The 19,611-nt window shown below is 59.9% G+C and carries 14 protein-coding genes; 4 read left to right on the top strand and 10 right to left on the bottom strand.

Annotated elements, in window-relative coordinates; translation table 11 throughout:
- Positions 1-273: 273 nt before the first annotated feature.
- A complete protein-coding gene (locus ASE26_RS26775) occupies positions 274-1,023 on the top strand; it encodes a bifunctional 2-polyprenyl-6-hydroxyphenol methylase/3-demethylubiquinol 3-O-methyltransferase UbiG (RefSeq protein WP_057247263.1) in 750 nt (249 codons plus the stop codon).
- Between the two features lie 6 nt (positions 1,024-1,029).
- On the opposite strand, the gene cysQ is transcribed toward ASE26_RS26775, so the two are convergent.
- Positions 1,030-1,824 carry a 3'(2'),5'-bisphosphate nucleotidase CysQ gene (cysQ, locus tag ASE26_RS26770; protein ID WP_057247262.1) on the bottom strand — a complete coding sequence of 265 codons (795 nt, stop codon included), beginning with the start codon at positions 1,822-1,824 and terminating at the stop codon, positions 1,030-1,032.
- A 641-nt stretch (positions 1,825-2,465) separates the two neighbouring features.
- On the opposite strand from cysQ, the gene cysD reads away from it, so the two are divergent.
- The 3 genes from cysD (at position 2,466) to ASE26_RS26755 (ending at position 7,874) form a co-directional block, all read left to right on the top strand.
- Positions 2,466-3,362, top strand: coding sequence for a sulfate adenylyltransferase subunit CysD (cysD, locus tag ASE26_RS31310; RefSeq protein ID WP_200960848.1), 897 nt, complete (start codon positions 2,466-2,468; stop codon positions 3,360-3,362).
- Positions 3,363-5,282 carry a sulfate adenylyltransferase subunit CysN gene (gene cysN, locus ASE26_RS26760; RefSeq protein ID WP_057247261.1) on the top strand — a complete coding sequence of 640 codons (1,920 nt, stop codon included), beginning with the start codon at positions 3,363-3,365 and terminating at the stop codon, positions 5,280-5,282. It abuts the gene before it with no gap.
- A gap of 219 nt (positions 5,283-5,501) precedes the next feature.
- Positions 5,502-7,874: a hypothetical protein gene (locus ASE26_RS26755; RefSeq protein ID WP_156410016.1), complete on the top strand. Its 2,373-nt coding sequence runs from the start codon at positions 5,502-5,504 to the stop codon at positions 7,872-7,874.
- A 6-nt stretch (positions 7,875-7,880) separates the two neighbouring features.
- On the opposite strand, the gene ASE26_RS26750 is transcribed toward ASE26_RS26755, so the two are convergent.
- The 9 genes from ASE26_RS26750 to ASE26_RS26710 all read right to left on the bottom strand — a co-directional run bounded on the left by ASE26_RS26750 (position 7,881) and on the right by ASE26_RS26710 (position 19,360).
- Positions 7,881-8,864, bottom strand: a complete 984-nt coding sequence (locus tag ASE26_RS26750; RefSeq protein ID WP_057247259.1) for a lysylphosphatidylglycerol synthase transmembrane domain-containing protein — start codon at positions 8,862-8,864, stop codon at positions 7,881-7,883.
- The gene (locus ASE26_RS26745) at positions 8,861-9,250 is read right to left on the bottom strand and encodes a GtrA family protein (protein ID WP_055938601.1); all 390 of its coding nucleotides are present in this window, start codon (positions 9,248-9,250) and stop codon (positions 8,861-8,863) included. The genes ASE26_RS26750 and ASE26_RS26745 overlap by 4 nt, the downstream gene beginning before the upstream one ends.
- Positions 9,240-10,541 carry an NAD(P)/FAD-dependent oxidoreductase gene (locus ASE26_RS26740; RefSeq protein ID WP_200960847.1) on the bottom strand — a complete coding sequence of 434 codons (1,302 nt, stop codon included), beginning with the start codon at positions 10,539-10,541 and terminating at the stop codon, positions 9,240-9,242. Before ASE26_RS26740 ends, ASE26_RS26745 begins: the two co-directional genes overlap by 11 nt.
- Positions 10,541-11,488, bottom strand: a complete 948-nt coding sequence (locus tag ASE26_RS26735; RefSeq protein ID WP_057247257.1) for an NAD(P)-dependent oxidoreductase — start codon at positions 11,486-11,488, stop codon at positions 10,541-10,543. The genes ASE26_RS26740 and ASE26_RS26735 overlap by 1 nt, the downstream gene beginning before the upstream one ends.
- 19 nt (positions 11,489-11,507) lie before the next feature.
- Positions 11,508-13,628 (bottom strand): hypothetical protein, encoded by a 2,121-nt coding sequence (locus ASE26_RS26730; RefSeq protein WP_057247256.1) that lies wholly within the window; start codon positions 13,626-13,628, stop codon positions 11,508-11,510.
- Entirely contained in the window at positions 13,625-14,377 is a 753-nt protein-coding gene (locus ASE26_RS26725) for an SDR family NAD(P)-dependent oxidoreductase (protein ID WP_057247255.1), read from the bottom strand. Before ASE26_RS26725 ends, ASE26_RS26730 begins: the two co-directional genes overlap by 4 nt.
- Positions 14,378-15,679 carry an FAD-binding oxidoreductase gene (locus ASE26_RS26720; RefSeq protein ID WP_057247254.1) on the bottom strand — a complete coding sequence of 434 codons (1,302 nt, stop codon included), beginning with the start codon at positions 15,677-15,679 and terminating at the stop codon, positions 14,378-14,380.
- Positions 15,667-17,100: a UbiA family prenyltransferase gene (locus ASE26_RS26715; protein ID WP_057247253.1), complete on the bottom strand. Its 1,434-nt coding sequence runs from the start codon at positions 17,098-17,100 to the stop codon at positions 15,667-15,669. The genes ASE26_RS26720 and ASE26_RS26715 overlap by 13 nt, the downstream gene beginning before the upstream one ends.
- 103 nt (positions 17,101-17,203) lie before the next feature.
- Positions 17,204-19,360, bottom strand: a complete 2,157-nt coding sequence (locus ASE26_RS26710; protein ID WP_057247252.1) for a glycosyltransferase — start codon at positions 19,358-19,360, stop codon at positions 17,204-17,206.
- Positions 19,361-19,611 lie beyond the last annotated feature (251 nt).

The raw sequence follows: 19,611 nt of genomic DNA, 5'->3' as shown, positions 1-19,611 counted from the left end.
AACGCTTTGGTACTTCCTGGGAACCAGTAGTTCATCGGCTTGCCATAGTTGGTCAGAGATTGGATGCAGAGAATTTTAATCACTTGATAACGCCAAACGCTACAAATGTGAAACAACCGCTCGTGAATTTCACCTTGCGGGAATTCTAACCGTAAATTTGCTTGGCAGCGCAAGCGCGGAATCGAGAACGGATGTCCATTTGCGATTCTGGCAGATAGGGCGTCGTCCTGGTGTAACATGCAACGCTCCCTGCCAACCGACTAAGGTGTTCAAGTGGATTTTTTTAATGAGTTCAACCGGTTCTACGCGACCAGTCAGACCAGCCCGTTCCCGCACCGCTTAAATGCCCGCCACCAGGCGATCATTGCAAACAACGCAGCAGCGCTCTCCGGCAAGAAAGTTCTCGACATAGCCAGCCATGACGGCCGCTGGACATTTGCTGCTTTGGCAGCTGGTGCCGCTTATGTCAAAGGCATCGAACCACGGCAGGACCTGATTGATAGTGCCGTGACGACGTTCAATCACTACGACGTTACGAAATCCCGCTATGACTTCGTCTGTGGTGATGTCTTCGATAAGCTGCAAGGTGAGTCTTTCGACGTGGTGCTTTGCTTGGGTTTCTATTATCACACCGCCCGGCATGCCGAATTGCTCGACAGGATCGAGCGTAGTGGTGCCCAGTTTGTTGTCATCGATACCGAGGTAACTCCTGCGGCAGAGGAAGTGCTGCCGCAAGGCCAGCAGGATCCTAGATTGATTTTCAAAAACCCTTACGGCATTCAACTCATTCGGGAACCGGTTGATGATCAGCAAATGGCTTGCGACGACTCATTGACCCGCAACGGCCATACTTTAGTCGGGCGCCCATCGCGTGCGGCGATACAGTTTATGGCGGAACATTTCGGCTATGCGAGCAGCCAATATGACTGGACAGCGCATTTCCTCGCTCACCCGGAGCACGCGGACTCGATGCATGATTACCACGAAGGGTGGAGGGAAACGTTTTACTTGCGCAAGCCTTGAGTTTGACTATTGCGTCTTGGGCAAATAACAACCTGGCGCCGATGCGATAAAGAACGGGTTCAGGACTTCCGGTTTCCCGTAGCAAAGCGCCTGCCCTGACACGGAAAGCACTGTCCCGCCTGCAGCCTCCAGCACCGCTTGCGCGGCGGCCGTATCCCATTCGCAGGTCGGTCCTAGCCGTGGGTAAATGTCCGCCACGCCTTCGGCGATTCGGCAGATCTTCAACGAGCTACCGGCTTGCACCAATTCGCAAGGTCCCAAGCCGGTAATAAACTCCTGCGTCTCTTCATTCAAATGGCTCTTACTGGCAACCACGCGAAGCGGCCCAGCTCGTAGCCCCTGCGCAACATGGATCGTGCTAGTGCCCGTGGCGTCAGCACGGAAGGCACCGATCCCGCCGGCGCCCCAATACGCCAGGTTCAATGCAGGCGCAAGTACGACGCCCAACACGGGCCGACCATCTTCGACCAGCGCCACGTTGATCGTGAACTCATCATTTCGGGAAATGAACTCCTTGGTCCCATCAAGGGGGTCAATCAACCAGAACTGTCCGCCGATGGGCCGTGCGGGAGCGGCATCGCCATCCTCCTCCGAAACGATCAATATGCCCGGTGCCAATTCCGCCAAACCTGCGACCAGGATCGCATGTGCTTGCAAGTCCGCCTGGCAAAGCGGGCTGGAATCGCCCTTCTCTGTCCATACCAGCGCGCCCGCTTGGTAAATATCCATGATGGCATCCCCAGCATTTTGCGCTAGAGCAACTACGGCCTGCATTAGATCATCGGTGATTTTCTGTCGCATTATGCATTATTCAGATATTGTTATTTACATGCTATCATCGAAAACAGAAGTAACAAACTTGAATCCATGATATTGCAAATTGCGACACCAATCAGGATAGTATGACTTCATCTCTTCCCCCGTTGTTCAATCTCGATTCGGAACGCCCCTGGGACACCGAAAGCGCCTATTTGCAACTGCAGGAACTGGGCGTTGCCGAGACCAAACGTACCGCCGAACGCCTGCTGCATAAACTCGGTTTGCTGCCGCCATCGCTCGGGCCTGACTCACTGAGCGACGAAGACGGACGCCCACCCACACCGGCCGTGTTGGAATGGGAAATCAGTCAAGCCCGCAGTAAGCGTGTTTTGCTCGTTTTCGCGCAGTTATCCAGCCTGCCCGGTGGACAAGCCTGTCTGCATCTCAATGACGCACGCGGTGCCCGCTATTGGCTGCCGCTAGGGCAACAGGAAATTAATGCGGATGTCGTCGCATCCGGACTGGCAAGAATGCAGGGACATATCGGAAAAGCCTTGGCCGTGTTTCCCCACGGTCAGCTGACCGCCGTGTGCAGAAACCTGGCTTCTACCAGGGAAGTCCAATTCTGCCTGCTCAGCTATTTGGCGCCAAAGGCCGAAGTCAAACGTGGCCCGGTCTTGGGCATGTCGCCCCACCTGAAGCGGCTCGAGGCGGAAAGCATCGAGATCCTGCGCGAAGCAGTCGCCACAGGCGGCAATCCCTGCATGCTCTACTCGCTGGGCAAGGACAGCTCGGTCATGCTGCACCTCGCACGCAAGGCCTTTTATCCATCGCTGCCCCCGTTCCCGCTGCTGCATGTCGATACACGCTGGAAGTTCCAGGAAATGTACGCCTTCCGGGACGCCATGGTGCGCGAGAGCGGCATGAAGATCCTGGTGCACACCAACCCGGAGGCGATCGAGAGGAACATCAATCCCTTCGACCATGGCTCGAGCGTGCATACCGATATCACCAAAACGGTTGGCCTGAAACAAGCGCTCGACCAGTATCAGTTCGACGTGGTATTTGGCGGCGCGCGGCGCGATGAGGAAAAATCGCGCGCCAAGGAGCGTATCTTCTCGTTCCGCTCTGCCAGCCATCGCTGGGATCCGAAGAACCAGAGGCCCGAACCCTGGAATTTGTACAACACCAGGAAGAACAAAGGCGAAAGCGTGCGCGTCTTCCCGCTATCCAACTGGACTGAACTCGACATCTGGCAATACATCCACCAGGAAGGCATCGCAGTCGTTCCGCTGTACTTTGCCAAAGAGCGCCCTGTGGTATGGCGCGACGGCATGTGGCTCATGGTGGATGATGCACGCATGCTGATCGGTCCCGGCGAAACAATCCACAAGAAAACAGTCCGCTTCCGGACCCTGGGCTGTTATCCACTGACCGGCGCGATCGAATCGACGGCCAATTCCCTGCCCGAGATCATCATGGAACTGGTACACGCCCGCAATTCAGAACGGCAGGGACGCGCAATCGACAACGACGCCGCTGCCAGCATGGAAAAAAAGAAACAAGAGGGATACTTTTAAATGCAACGCTCCAGCAGCAGGACCCCAGCGCACGCACCACGCCTTCCTGTGGCGGCCCCACTCACTACCCTGGAAACGCTGCAGCGGCAGCAAGATGGCCAGGATTTGCTGCGCGTGATCACGTGCGGCAGTGTCGACGACGGGAAAAGCACACTGATCGGACGCTTGCTGTGGGAATCGCAGCAGCTCCTCGACGACCAGTTGGCGTCACTCGAGAAAGAATCGAAGAAGTACGGTACGCAAGGCGAGCAGATCGACTTCGCGCTGCTGGTGGACGGTCTCGCCGCTGAGCGCGAGCAAGGCATTACGATCGATATCGCCTACCGATTCTTCGGCACCAGCCAGCGCCGCTTCATCATTGCCGACACGCCGGGCCATCAGCAATATACGCGCAATATGGTGACTGCCGCCTCCACCGCCGATGTCGCTGTACTGCTGATCGACGCCCGCCATGGCCTGCAGACGCAAACGCGGCGGCACGCCTTTCTAGCCTCGCTGATGGGCGTGCGCCACGTGGTGTTGGCCATCAACAAAATGGATCTGGTTGCGTATGCCCAAGCCGTCTTCACGCAGATCCGTGAGGACTTCAATGCCTTTGCCGCCAACTTCAGCTTATCCAGCGTCACTGCCATCCCACTCAGCGCCCTGCAGGGCGACAACCTGGCCGAACGCTCGCTAAACATGCCCTGGTATGCAGGTCCGACAATGCTGGGCTACCTGGAGACCGTCAAGCTTGAGGCGCCATGGGGCCAGCAAGCTGTCTTCCCGGTGCAATGGGTGAACCGGCCCGACTCCACCTTCCGTGGCTTCAGCGGCACCATGGCGCAAGGATCGCTCAATGTCGGCGATGAAATCCGGGTTACAGCATCGGGACAGACCAGTAAAATTGCCGAAATCTTGACCATGGATGGCGCGCTGCAGCTTGCCTCCCGCGGCGATGCAGTGACGCTGCGGCTGGCAACCGAGATCGACGCCTCGCGCGGCGATATCTTGTCGCTGGCCAAGGCCCCCCTCGACATGACGGATCAGATGGAAGCGACGCTGATCTGGACCGATTCCGACCCAGGACTAGTCGGGCGTAACTATCACATCAAGCTCGCGACCCAGGATGCCTCAGCCTCCATCACGAAGATCAAACATGAAGTCGATGTCAACACGCTTGCGCATAAAGCCTGCAAACAGCTTGAGCTGAACAGCATCTCCAATTGCACGCTCGCACTCAGCAAGCCGCTGGTCTTCGATAACTACGAGAAGTCGAAACCGCTTGGCAGCTTTATCCTGATTGACCGCTTCAGCAACGCTACCGTTGCGATCGGCATGGTGCGGCATAGCCTGCGCCGCGCGCAGAATGTACACAAGCAGGCGCTGTCAATCAACCGCGAAGCGCGCGAAAAACTGAATGGGCATCGGGGCAAGGTGATCTGGCTGACCGGCCTGTCCGGCTCAGGCAAGTCAACCATCGCCAATGCGCTGGAAATCGCCTTGCATACAGACGGCAAGCGCACCTATGTGCTTGATGGCGACAATGTGCGCCAAGGATTGAACCGGGACCTCGGCTTCACCGATGCCGACCGGGTCGAGAATATCCGCCGGGTCGCGGAAGTGGCCAAGCTCATGCTTGACGCCGGCATGATCGTCATCACCGCCTTCATTTCGCCCTTCCGGCGCGAACGCGAAATGGCACGGGAATTGATCGGCAGCGATAATTTCGTGGAAGTGTACTTGAACACGCCGCTCGAGGTTTGCGAAGGACGCGACCCTAAAGGCTTATATAAGAAGGCACGCGCGGGGCAACTGCCGAATTTGTCAGGTCTTGGCAGTCCTTATGAGGAGCCTCTGGCTCCCGGCGTTATTATCGACAGCGCCAAGCACAGCATTGAAGACTGCGTCGCGCTTGTATTGAAGGAAGGCATGGCATAAGCCGAAGGTTGCATCGCCGCTGTGGCCTTGCTGCTAATTGGGCGCACCGCGCTATAATTGCGCGCCTTGAACCGGTCGATTCCGCACCGGGCCACCGAGATTAAGCAGAAAGAACGCCACCTCCGGGTGGCGTTTTTGTTTTTTGCCTTACAGATGACATCCCCCTCGGGGCTGACTTAAAATGCAACACGTCCAACTTGCATTAATGAGAAAAAGTACATGAGCATTCCCGCACAAGGCGTGGCCCTTTCCCTTCGCGGCAGAGTCAAGTTCATCTCCTCCAATCTCGTTTTCCTCATCTTCCTGGTATTGACGGCGCTGGCCGTATTCGTCCCCTTTTCGCCGGCCTTGCCGGGAGAGGGGCTTGACCCATCATGGATGCTGGCGATGAACCAGGCCATCGCGCAGGGACTGGTGATCGGTTCCGATATCGCCTTTACCTTTGGGCCGTATGCCGCCATCTATACGAAGGCATACCACCCGGCCACCGATCATTTGATGATCTGGGGCGCCATGTACCTTGGGTTGTCGTTTGCACTGGCGGTTTACCGGAATTTCAAGAATGCCAGCTGGACCATGCAGCTCGCTCTCCTATTTGTTCTTGGCGCGTTCATCTATTTTCCGGATGCGCTCCTGTTCTTTTACCCCCTCCTTGTCGGCGCCAGCCTTTATCGGTCGGTCGCCGCGGACGAAATCGAAAAGACCGGCACGCGCACCTTTGCCGCCATCGTGGTCGCGCTGTTCATTCCTCTCGGCCTGCTCCCGTTGATCAAGGGCTCCGCCCTGGTTGCGTGCATCGTGATCGTTTTATTCTCCGCATTCCTGCTGGTGAAAACCGGACGGCGCCAGTTGGCTGCGGCATGCTGCCTGGTTCCCGTCGTTTCGATGATGGCGTTCTGGGGCGTGGCTGGCCAGCCTGTCGCTGCCCTTCCCCGCTATTTCCAATCCATGCTTCCTATTATCAGCGGATACACGGAGGCGATGTCTCTCAGCGGCAGCGCAAGGGAGTTGCTGGCCTATGCGGCTGAGGCAAGCGCCATTGTGATCCTCGTATTTTTGCGCAAGGATGTGCCGCTATTCCTGCGCTCGACAGCGGCCCTGATGTTTTCGTGCGTGCTGTTCCTCGCATTCAAAGCTGGATTCGTCCGGCACGATGGCCATGCGGTGATTGCCAGCACCACGCTGTTCCTGGTGGCGATGCTGGCGGGGACCCTGCTGTCTCGCTATAAGGCGCTCGTCCTCTTTCTTGTTGCAGCGGCCGCTTGGTCATATATCGATAGGGCGCAAATCAAGACGTCTCCCCAGACCGCTTTCCACAACTTCAAATCCACCTACCTGAATGCCTGGACCGGCATGGCTTCGAGGATATCGGTGCCAGGCAAGCTGAAGGAAGATTATGCGCGCAGCCTGGCCGAGCTCAACGCCCGTGGCATGGTCCCTGCCTTGGAAGGGACCGTCGATATTTATTCTTACGACCAGGCGTATCTGATTGCATCGGGTAACAAATGGAATCCCCGTCCTGTTTTGCAGAGCTACTCGGTGTATGCGCCTGCCTTGGCCGATAAGAATAAGGAGCACTTGGTCGGTCCTAACAGGCCGGATAACATCCTCTTTAAAGTACAGCCGATTGACGGCAGGCTGCCGGCCCTGGAAGAAGGTCCGAGTTGGCCAGTGCTCATATCTGACTATGAGCCGTCTTCTTTTGTGAACGGCTACCTGCTGCTTAAGCACCGCCAGCCAGGCAGCATCACCCCTGCCCAGTCGAACAGCGTTCTCAAACGTACCGCTTCGCTCGGAGAGCAGCTTATTTTGCCGGCGACCAATAAGGCCTTGTATGCAAAGATCAACCTGCAAAAAAGTGTGCTCGGCTCACTCTCGAACACCCTGCTCAAACCGAGCCAGCTTGAAATCCGGGTTACGACGGCAAACGGGATTGAAAAAAAATACCGCATGATTGCGAGCATGGCCGCGGCGGGATTTGTCCTCTCGCCGCTGGTTGAAAGCACCGAGGACTTCGGCCTACTGTACGCCGGGACCAACTTCCTGAAAGGCAAAGCAGTCGCATCGATCAGCATCGAACCTGTCGGCCGTAACATATTCTGGCGCAACAGTTTCGAGATCGAGCTCTTCGCGCTGGAATACAAGGCAGACGAAGGCGTGATTGGCAAATACGGCTTCGCCCAAGTGGAGGACAGGACAGGTTTTGGCAATCCCGTCTTAGTCGAGAAATGCGATGGCAGCATCGATTCGGCCAACGGCGTCTCTCCCGCCCAGACAGTCGTGTCCGCCGCCGCGTTGCTGAACGTGAATGGATGGCTGGCACTTTCGGCCGACGCAGCGGAACTGCCAGATAAGACCTACCTCATGCTGACCAGCGAGCAAGGAACGCGCTACTTTGTCGAAACCCAACAGACCGAGCGCCCGGATGTCGGCGCCCATTTCCACAAACCGCAATTGAACCAGTCAGGCTACGTGGCCACTGCCGATGTGACCAAGCTGGCAGGCGACTACACGCTGGGCCTGGCATATGAGAAAGGGAATTCCATGTTCATGTGCCCGCAGTTCAAGATGAAGACGCATATTGGGCGATAAGCCAAGCTAGGCGTTTCGTGCGGCCTGCTTTGCCGAAGACAGCAGGGACAAGGCGCCAATGGCCATGCCCAGCCAGAGTGTCACAAGGCGGATGGCAATCGCCATCGACACGGCAACGCCGCCATCCACCCCGCGCTCGGTCAATTGAATGACCAGCGCGGCCTCCATGGCACCCAAACCGCCCGGCAGCATGCTTGCCGCGCCAAACAAGGTTGCCTGCACAAAGATCAGGACGCAGGCGGCGACAGGCACCCCAGTCCCCGCGGCAGCACAGAACCAGGCGAACACCAGCGCCTGCGTGCCATAGGCAATCATCGCCACGACGGAATAAGCCGTCACTCGCGGCAGTTTCCACACACCGGCCCAGCTTTCGAGGACAGCTTGCCCGCTCTTGACAGGCAGGCGTTGCCAAGCGCGGCTTAGCCAGCCCCAGCAGGCTCCGGCATGTGGCTGGCGCAGGAAGCCGGCAAATATGCAGCTGCCCAGCAGCAGCATGCCAAAGGCCAGCATCCAGGCCCAGGCCAGCACCTGTCCCGCCATCCATGCCGCAGCAAAGCCCAGCAAGCACATGCCCAGGACATCGCTGGCACGGTCGACAATGAAGGCGGCAAGGCTGTGGGAAACCCGCACGCCCTGCTGCAGCAGCAAAGCGGAGCGGAAGGTCTCGCCAGACTTGCCCGGCGTTGCTGTCAGCCCCAGTCCGGACAGGTAGATGGCCAGGTGGCGCCACATCGGGACCTGGTGCCCAAAGCAGCGCAGCGAAGACTCCCAGCGGCCGAAACGCCACAGGTAAGAAGTCGACGACAGCAGGGCTGCAAGCAGGATGGTTTTCAGGCCAAGGGACGATAATGCTGCCGCCGTCCCCGTCCAGCCGAACCAGAAAATTGCAGACAGGTAAAGCAGCACCGCGGCGCTGACAAACAGGACGACGGCCCGGATGATGCGTGGATCACCCAGTGCCAACTGGAGTCGCGCCGCAGCCCCGCTCATCGGAAAGTCAGGAACTTATGGCCAAAATAGCTGGTAACCACTGGCACGAGTACGCCAGCCAGGTGCGCCAGCGCTTCGGCATGTTCGACAATGCCGAGTGAGGGCAGCAGCCAGCGCGCCAGCAGCAAACTGATCGCCAGTGTCTGGAGTACTGCCAGCACGTTCACGCCAACGAACTTGCCGACCTGGGATGCAAGCGCCCCGTCCTGCGCCTTGAACACGTGGCCGCGCATCAGCGTAAAGGCGACCAGCATCCCGACCAGGTAGGCAAAGAAGACCGCCGGCGCATAGTCCAGGAAGGTGCTGAAGACAAAGCGCGAGCCGAAATTGGCACCGGCGGCAATGCCCCCGGCGACGAGAAATCGCAGGAATTCCTTATTCAGCATGGGCCGCCATTTTCGCCATGTTCCGGCCAAAGTCGATACTCTCGGAGATGCCGCGATCCTCCGGGTAGTAATACGAGGTGTCGGCGACCCATAGGCCCTTTACCGGCAGCGCCACGGGCGGCAACTTGTCAAGGTAGCCAGGGTCGCAGATCGGCTGCGCGTAGCGGTAGCGGCTGGCGCGCATGTCGAGGAAGTCTTCGTCGCGCAGCCCCGGATTGATCTTCTTCAGGTAGCTGCGCACCTTATCCAGGAACACTTGGTCCGGGTCGGCAAACTTCGGATGCTCGCCCGGCATGTAGAACGGCACGTAGGTGATGTGCTCGTCGAGCGGGCGCAGGTTCGAATATTCGACCAGGCCAGGAATGTCCATGTCAGGGTCGTTGGTGTTGAGCCAGAAGTTCTCCGTTACCGGCTTGCGCAACTTGGCAATCACGCATACCACGGCGATATTTTTCACCGACTGGAACTTGGCCAGCACGTCTGGCGGCAGGTCCGGCATCACGCGCGGCACATACGGCAGCGGGATGGTGCTGACCACCTTGTCGAACGCCTCTAGCTGCCCGCCAGCCTCGACGCCGCGCACTTTGCCCTGTTCCATGACGACTTTGGCGACAGGCGTGCCAAGGCGCACTTCGCCGCCGTGTTTCACGATATCGTCGCGCATTGCGTTGAGCAGCGTCTCGGAGCCGCCGTCGAGGTAGCCAAGCTTTTCCTCGCACAGGCTGGCACGCGAAGTGCCGATGCGGCGGATGCGGCTCCAGATCCAGGCCGCCGACAGGTTGGTGCTGTGATCATAGAACTTGTAGTCGAACAGGCGGCGCCACAGCACTTCCCAGGCTTCCTCGCCCACCCAACGGCGAATCCAGCCGGTCGCCTCGACGTTATCGAGCGGGCGCCAGTCTTCGCGCTTGCGCTTGGTGGACAGGAAGGCGTGCAGGCCATAGCGGAATTTGGCCGCAAAGCTCAAACCACGGAACTTCAGCAGCGCAACCGGGTTCCCCCACGGCTGCAGGCGGTTCTGGTACCAGTAGCCCATCTTGGTAGCGACCCAGTGCATCTTCGACTGCAGGCCCAGTTCATCCAGCACCTGCAGGAAGGCGGTGTCGGAGATGCAGTGGAAGTGATAATAGCGCTCGATCGACAAGCCGGAGAAGTCGAAGGCTGCCGCCATTCCGCCGACCCGGTCGTCCGCTTCGAACACGACTGGATGATGGCCGTCGCGCGCCAGTTGATAGGCAACGGCCAGGCCCATCGGCCCGGCGCCCAGTACTGCAATACGTTGGCCCATGATCAGAATTCCAGAATAATCGCGTTATAGCGCGCATCGTTGAACGTGGCATCGAGGGCCTTGTCGAACGGCGTGTAAGGAACACCGAACTTGCCGGGCCAGTCGATCACTTCAAATTCATCTTTGGCGGTCAGCGCAGCAAGCTGCTGGGTGGTGAACGGCGGTTTCTTGTCGAACAGCGACCAGGTCCAGATCAGCGCATAGAACAGGCCGTACGGGATCTTGACGATAGGCGTCTTGGCGCCGGTCGACTTCTTGATCATGCGGATGATGTCGATGTAATCGATCTTTTCGTGACCGGAAATATTGAAGATCCCGCCGCCAACACGCTGCTCGAAGCAGCTGATGATGATGTCCGAGAAATCGCGTGCCCACAGCGGCTGTCGCATGTAGCGGCCATGACCCGGGATCGGGAACACCGGTACTTTCTGCATGAAGCGCGACAGCCAGCCCAGGTGTTTTCTGTCAAACCAGCCGAACATCAAGGTCGGGCGCAAGATCGGACACGCGATGCCGCTGGCAAGGACCACTTGCTCCTGCTCGATCTTGCTGCGCGTGTAAAAGTCGTCGGCCACAGAACATACGACCGAAGAACTGATGTGCACGAGGTAGGGCTGCTTGGCACTGGCTTTGACCAGGTCAAGAATATGCTTGGTCGAATCGATGTTGTTGCGCTGGAAATCCGTATAGTCGAGGCCGCCAATTTGCGCTTGCAGCATCAGTACCACGTCGGCGCCGTCGAAATGGCGCATCCATTCGCCGGGTTCGGCCAGGTCGGCGTACACGCAGGTAATGCCGGGCTGTGCCTTCTTCAAGATATCCAGGTTGGCCTGATGCTTGTCGAGCACAACCAGGTTGGTATAGCCGCGGTCGATCAAGCGGGCCACCAGGTTCTGGCCTACCAGGCCCGCACCACCGGGCAAAAGTATTTTTTGGTCGAGAGAACTCATAAGCATTCCTGTATAAAAATCATTGTTTCGCGGCGCGAGATTCGTCGGTCCTGATAGCTACAGCCGACCATTCGCCCCACCCGTTACCGGAATCGGTCAACTTGACGGTAAAGGCTTGTTGCGGCAAGGCGTCGCCGGAAAATTCCAGCAGCCCCCAATCCTGCGCTAACGGCATCGCTACGCTTCCGATGCCTTCAATTTCCATGCTTTGCTGCCGGCCCGACGGGCCGGAGCGATAAAACAGGCGGTCGCCGCGCTGCAGGCGCAGCACAATCGCGCCGCGGTCGGCGTCGGAATTGATATGGCTTCCGTAAACCCGCATGCCCGGGAAACTCGACTTGGCATAATCGCCGCCCTGCCATGCGCCGGCATCGACCACATTGGCGCTGCCGACCGTGGCACGCAACGCCGACGGCTCCTCCGTCGAAAAGCGATACGGCAGCGCCATCGGCGCCTTCAGCTGCATCTGGCAGATTGGCCCGGCAGGTCCCTCGCCGCGCAGCGTCAAATCCTGGCCATGCACGGCTGCCATCAGATAGCCGAGGTACCCCGCCGAGCGGGCCTGCTGGCCCGCAGTGGCCGCAACGTCATCCCTTCGCTTGCCGCCCAGCGCGTAGCCGACCTGCTTACCTTCGGCATCCAGGAAGCGCACGACCTGTGGCACAGTTTTCCTGCCGGCTTCGTACAGCCAGCCGTCGACGCGCAAAAAGCGCGCGTCGCCTTCGATCAAACCGGCGGAATCCAGGGCGCCCACGCATACAGGCAGTGCCGCAGGCGCAAAAACAGTCCCCATCTGTGCCCGCGCACTACGGAATGGATACATGCCAAACACCGAACGCTGGCTGTCGGCAGCCTGTGCCGACAGGGCAATTGCATCCGTGTTGGGATAGACGTGGCCAATTTGAACCTTGTCGGGGACGCGCAGTTCGATTGCCAGCACGGCAACCGCACGGTCGTAGATCTCGTCCGCTTGCGATTCGAGCGCTTTGAGCTGGAACGCCAGCATCGGCAACACCAGCAGTGCCAATGCACCATATGCGAACTGCCGCCGCCTGCCATGCAAGGCCAGGAAAGCGGGCGCTGACAGGGCCAGCAGCGCGGCCCAGGCCATCAGCGCTGGCGTGGTGTAGCGGAAGGCTGGGGCCATGCTGATATGCATGCGCCCCATCGCGGTACCGCTTGCAGTAGCGCCGATGTAGGCGATGAAGAACAACAGCGCCAGCTGCAGGGCGGGCGGATGCGGATGCCGCAGGTTCTGCCAGGCAAACCGCACCGAACTGGCGATCAGGAACAAACCGGCAAGCAGTGCCACCGTTTTACCAGTGCGGCCTGCACCCATCGCAAAGTAGAACGGGCTGCCGAGGTACATGGCAACGTAACGGACAAACTGCTCCTTCCGTTGCCACAGCGGGGACAGCGCGGCATGCCCGGCAGGCGAGGCGTAATCGTGCAAGTAGGCAAACAGCAGCAACGCCGACAATGCTGCGAGCACGCCGGCGCGACGTGCCCCCTGGCGCGTCAGCAAGGCGTAGACGGTCATCATCGGCAGCGCCAGAATGCCATTCGCCATCGTGCCGGCGCTCAGGACGCCGAGCAGGCAGGCCAGCGCAAACTGGGCACTTCCGCCCCGGATCGAACGATACAGGATGTACAGCGCAGCCAGTGGCAGCAACTGGGCGAGAATGAACTGGCTTTGGAAGGCCCAGGTCAGGTTCTCATGCTGGCTCCAGAAAAACAGGCTCGCGACAGTGAATGCGGCAAGCGCATGCTGGTCCAGTTCCCGGCCCGACGGTGCCGCCGCCTCGCGCAGTATGCGGCAAAACAGCACAGCGCCCAGCAGCACAAGAATGTAATTGATGGCGATCAAGAACCAGCTAGCACCGCCAAACCAGCGCAGGTCAACCCAGAAAAGCAGGCGCGACAATACGATGCGGTGTTCGTTATGCTGGTGCCACCAAAGCGACCACCCCCCGTTTGCCGCCGGGTCCGCCATTGGCAGGTAGCCGCCCCACATATCCCAGAACGGTACCGGTGAATAGCCGCGAACGCCGCCCACCACCGCCAGCACGGCAAACAGCAAGGCCAGGCCGCTGAGGCCAAGCCGTACCAGGCGCGGCGACGCGACGTTCGCGTCGCTCATATATCCATCCGGTTGAAGACGAAGCGCGGCAGGTTGGCGATGATCAGCATGATCAGCGCCCATTTACCCGGCGCATACAGCACCGGCTGGCCTTTGGCCGTGGCCGCAACGATCTGCGCTGCAACCGACTCGACGCTGGCCATGCCGCGCTGCGGCATGTGTGCCGTCATCGGCGTAGCGGTCGGTCCCGGCTTCACCAGCACCACTTTGACGGCGCTTCCCGCCAAAGCCAGGCGGTGCTGCAGGCCTTCGGCGTAGCGCGTGACCAGGCCCTTGGCGGCACCATAGACGTAATTGGACTTGCGGCCGCGCTCGCCGGCCACCGAACTGATGATTGTCAGGGTGCCGCGGTTGACGCGCTGCATATGGCCGGCAAAGGCTTCGGCGAACAGTGCCGGCGAAATGCCGTTCACGTCCATGGCCTCGGCCGCCTGCGCCAGGTTGTCCTGGCAGGCTTGCTGGTCGGGCAGCGTGCCGTGCGCTACCAGCACGATCTCCGGCACGCCGCCGGCGACAATGCCGTCCACCGTGGCGCGGATCTGCTGCGGGTCGCTGAAGTTCGCTTCGATAACGCTGACCGTCGATTGCGGGCTGCGCACGCGCAGGTCGGCAGCCACCGCTTCGGTTTTCTCGCGGTTGCGGCCCAACAGGGTCAGGTCGAGCGCCTGGCCTGCCGCCCACAAGCGGGCGCAGTGCTCGGCCATGGCAGAGGTGGCGCCAACGATTACGATTTTCTTTTTAGCAGACACTTATTTCCCCATCAAGCGACGCGACATCGCGGAACTGATGCCCGGGTCGCGGTATTGCAAAAATTCGGCGAGGCGCGGGTAGCCGGCCTCGAACAATGCGCGCGGCATGCGCGCGTCTTTGGCCATGTAGATGCGGCCGCCGGCTTCGGCAACGATGGCGTCGAGCCGTTCGAACAGGCGCAGCGTGCGCTCGCCCCGGTTCGGGAAGTCCAGCGCCAGCGTGACGCCGGGCTGCGGGAAGCTCAGCATGCCAAGCGACTCGCGTTCGCCAAAGGTTTTCAGCACGGCCAGGAAGGAACCCTCGCCGCTATCGCTGATCGCCGCCAGCATGGCCTGCACTGCGGCGCGGCCCACTGTGCGCGGCACCACGCTCTGGTACTGGTAGAACCCTTTCGGGCCGTACATGCGGTTCCACTCGTGCAGGTTATCGAGAGGATAGAAATAGCTCTCGTAATGGGCCACGCCCTTGCCGGCCCGGCTCTTCTGCAGGTTGTAGTACGCGAAGTTGAACGGCGCCAGCGACAGCCTGTTGACCAGCGATACCGGCGGTACGAAAGGCATGGTGCGCGGACGCGCGGCAGGCACTGGCTTGCCTTCGATGGCGCAATGGTTAGCACGCAGGAAGATTCCGCGCCCGTTGCCGGACAAGCAGTCAATCCACGACACCGTATGTTCCCAGTCCGCCTCGGAAGCGTCGGCCAGCGCGAAGAACTCGTCGAGATTGTTGTACGGCAGGGTTTCAGTTGCCAGCCAAGGGCCGGCAACGCGCCGCAATTGGATTTCGGCAGTACTGATCACGCCGGTCAGGCCCAGGCCGCCCACCGTGGCGGCGAACCATTCGGTTTGCTCGCCCGGACCGCAAACGATGCGGCTGCCGTCGGTGCGCAGCAGTTCGATACGGCGCACATGGTCGCCAAAGGAACCGACCGCGTGATGGTTCTTGCCGTGCACGTCGTTGGCGATGGCGCCGCCGACGGTGACTAATTGAGTGCCCGGCGTGACCGGCAGCATCCATCCACGCGGGATCGCCATGCGCTGTATATCGCGCAGCAGGACGCCAGCCTCGCAGCGTAGCAGGCCCGTCTCCTGGTCGAAGCTGATGAAGCGATCAAGCCCGGTGGTGCGCCACAGCAGTCCGCCAGGATTCAGGCAGACGTCGCCATAGCTGCGCCCCATGCCGTGCGCCAGGCCAGGCATGCCGGCCTGCAGCTGGCGCGTCATTTGCGCGCGCTCCGCCAGGGGACGCACCTCGTGCTCCCATTGGCCCAGCCGTCCCCACGAGGAAACCATTACCTTGGCCATCCTGCGGTCCCCACCGCCAGCACCGCCGCGAAGCAGACGCCGGCAACCAGGCTGGCTTTATCCTTGACCGCGAATACCAGCGGGTCGTCGTGCATATGACCGCGATGCGCCTGCATCCACATCCAGCTGACCCAGAACAGCATGACCGGCACCGCGCCCCATACGATTTCGGGTGTGCGGTACAACGTCACCACCGCGTCGCTATTCAGATACAAGGCCAGCACCACCAGCGCAGCATAGCCGGCGCAGACGCCCAGCATCTGGATCAGCGGCGCATCCGTCGTGTAGTAGCCGCGGCCATGCGCCTTCTTCTTGCCATGCAGGACCTGGACTTGCAGTTCCGCATAGCGTTTGACGAAAGCCAGCGACAGGAACAGGAACACGGAGAAGGCCAGCAACCAGAACGACAGCGGCATGCTCAGCGCGGCGGCACCGGCAATGATGCGCAGCGTGTAAAGCAATGCCAGCGTCACGCAGTCGACCAGCATCAGCCGCTTGAGGAGCCAGGAGTAGGCGCAAGTGAGCAGGAAATAACCGCTCAGCCAGCCAAAGAAGCTACCGCCGACCTGCCAGGCCACCGCGGCGCTCGCAATCAGCAGCAGCGGTGCGCACAGCACGCCCTGCCAGGCTGGCACCTGGCCGCTGGCAAATGGCCGGTTGCGCTTGCGCGGATGCTGGCGGTCGCTTTCCAGGTCGAGCAGGTCATTGGCGATATAGACGGAAGACGCGCAAAGGCTGAAGGCAATAAAGGCCAGCAGTAAGGGCATCCAGTTTGCCGGGTCGGTGAATTGGTGGGCAGCAAACAACGGCACGAACAGCAGCAGGTTCTTCAGCCATTGATGCACGCGCAGTACGCGGCGCCAGGCGGTGAAGCCGGCGCCCGGGGCGGCGAAGGAGCGTTCCACCTCGCAGCAATTGGCAGCGCGCCGGGCCAGGTCGGGCGGCGCGTTGACCACCACGGCGCGGCGCGCACTGCGCCACACCGGCAGGTCGGCATGCGAGTTGCCAGCATAATCGTATCCGGCCTGGCCAAAGCGCTGCACCAGCGCGTCTGCCTTGTTTTTGCCCGCCAGGTTGACCACGCCATCGCTGGCCATCACTTCGTCAAAGACGCCAAGGTGCTCGGAAATGGCGTTGGCGATCGACTGGTCCGAGGCGGTACACAGGATCAGCTTGCGGCCTTGGGCGCGCTCCTGGCGCAGCCACTCCAGCAGAGCGGTGTTATATGGCAGCGACGTCGCATCGAACTCACCGTGCAGGGCCAGGCGGCGCTTCAGCACGGCCTTGCCGCGTGCCAGCAGGAACGGGATGCGCAAGACCTCGACCGGCTTGTCGCGCAAGGTTCTCAATGCCGACTCGTGAAGCATATCGGTGTGGATCAGCGTACCGTCGAGGTCGATGATAAGAGGCAGCGTACTCATTACTGCGTGCCTTGTGGGTTGCTCATGCATTCTCCAGCTTGGATCGTATTTTCAAATAATCGTTCTGCGAAAGCCGCGCCAGCGCGGTGTGCAGCGGCACCGGCTAACAAGAATGGACACGTGGCGGCCAAGCGTAAGAGAAGTCTTCACTGTCAAGAGTCAAATTCGGGCTATAGGTCGGATCGTTTAACAAATCGTCGCCCCATCGCGCTTTCACGAAATCAATCTCCCTCTTGAAGCGGGCAATCTTTTCCGGCGAATCCTCTTCACCTCGCGATGCCGATTCGTGGTGGTTCATTTCCGCATAAGGAGTCCACACGTTGCGATAGCCGGCTGCCTGGACCCGCAAACAGAAATCAACGTCGTTGAATGCCACCACGAGCTGTTCGTCGAGACCTCCCATCTGCTCGAAGGTCGAACGCCGCACAAGTAAGCATGCTGCCGTCACGGCGCTGAACGATTGGTGCAGCACAGCGCGCGCGAAATAGCCCACATGCCCTTTGGGAAGGTATTTGTGGGAATGGCCGGCAATCCCGCCCACTCCGATAACGCAACCACCATGCTGCAGGCGGCCATCCGGATACCAAAGGCGCGCGCCAACGCAGCCGACGTCCTCACGCCACGCAAACGAGACCATTTCCTCCAGCCAGTCCGGTGTCAGGATCTCGATGTCGTTGTTCATAAGGCACAACAACTCGCCTCGCGCCAGCCGGGCAGCACGATTGTTAAGGGCGGAATAGTTGAAAGGGCTGTCATCCCGCACCACTTTAAAGCGCGGCGCCTTCAGGCGATCAAACAAGGCCTGCGTGGCAGGTTCCACGCTGCCGTTATCGACGATGATGACCTCGTAATTGCTGTAGCTGGTCTTGGCCTGCAGGGAATTCAGGCACATTTCCAGCAGGTCGGCACGGTCCTTGGTTGGGATAATGATGCTGACCAGCGGCTGCGGTGTCGGGCATGCAAAGCGCACGCGATTCTGTGCCCGCGCTTCCGGGGCTTCCGTCACTTCTGCGGCCAGCCCTTTTCGCGCCAGGTGCTCGGCCACGGCGCGACGCCCGGCAACGGCCGCATAATTCTTTTCGCCGGCCCCCAGCGCGGTACTGCCCGCGATGGCACGCCAGTGGTATAGCACGTGCGGTACGTGCACCACCTGCGCAGGCTCAAGCTTTTCAATGACGCGCAGCGCCAAGTCGTAATCCTGTGCGCCGTCAAATTCGGAGCGGAAGCCCCCAAGACTTCGCACCAGGGCCGTACGGTAAACGCCCAGGTGACAAATCATGTTATGCGCCAGCAGCAATTCGTAATTGAGCTTGGATTTGAAATACGGGTCATAGCGGCGGTTGGTGGCGTCGACCTTGTCCTCGTCCGAGTAGATCAGTCCTGCCTCCGGATTGCGATTGATGGCCTCCACGATCCAGTACAAGGCATGCTCGGTCAGCAAATCGTCGTGATCAAACAAAGCGACAAACTCGCCCTGCGCCAGCGCGAGGGCGGAATTGCTCGCCCGCGAAATATGGCCGTTTGCTGCCCTGAAATCAATCTTGATCCTGCTATCTTGCGCCGCGGCGGCTTCCAGCAGCGCGCGTACCCGTGGATCGGTCGACGCGTCGTCGGCGATGCATAGCTCCCAATTGGGGTACAGCTGGCTGCGCACGGAGTCGATGGCTTGGGATAAGAACTCCACTGGCGCGTTATACACCGGCATGAGCACCGAGACCAAGGGCTGCAAGGCGAACCCAGCCATCTTGTTGCGCATTGCCTCACGCGACTCGTCAGTCAGGGTTGCATAGCGCTGCAGCCACGCCTGGTAGTCGTTACGGTCAAAGCTATCGGAGCGTGTCTTGACGACCATCAGGCCGCGCCGCAGCCCAGCCACACCCTCGCGCCGGAACAAGCCAAACGCCATGCGCGCGGTGCCGCCCCAACCGCCATAGCGACGGCTGACGCTCGATGCGATCTGCCAGGCACGGCGCAATTTCGACACAAGGCCGCCAACTGCGCGCACCGGCCGGGTCAAGCGCCAGCTGGTCGAATTTTGCATCGCTTGTACTGCCTGGCTCAATTCAGCGATGTGCCGCTCGCGTTCAAGCAAAACCTGCCGCAATTCCGTAACCGCCATTGCGTAGTCGGTCGGGCGACCTTGGGCACGCCCCACTTTCTTATAGTGCTCTAAGCCGGAGGCAAACTCCTGCTTACGCACAGCCTCCGCGACATCCGGATTCACCTTCAAATAGACAACTTCATTAAATTCCGAATTCATGGGACCACTTAGCCATTCAACGATAACGAGGCGAAAAGATCAGCGCCAGCCTCTGGGCGCTTGCGGATACTTCTCCTGCCATAGTGCGGACAACTGCAATCAATTTACATACTTACAAGAGCACAATTTAGTATTTTAGCATTCTGGAGAGCACGTCCGAAGTAGTGCTTAGGGAAGCCGCCAAGGACTGAGAGAAGCTGGGAACAAGGGGCCAGTCCCGACAGAAATTGCCGCGACAGCTCTCCCGAAGG

The sequence above is a fragment of the Duganella sp. Root198D2 genome, from assembly GCF_001428585.1.
Classification (GTDB): domain Bacteria; phylum Pseudomonadota; class Gammaproteobacteria; order Burkholderiales; family Burkholderiaceae_D; genus Rugamonas.
Note: the sequence above shows the minus strand (reverse complement) of the source record. Positions and strands in the feature narration are given on the sequence as shown.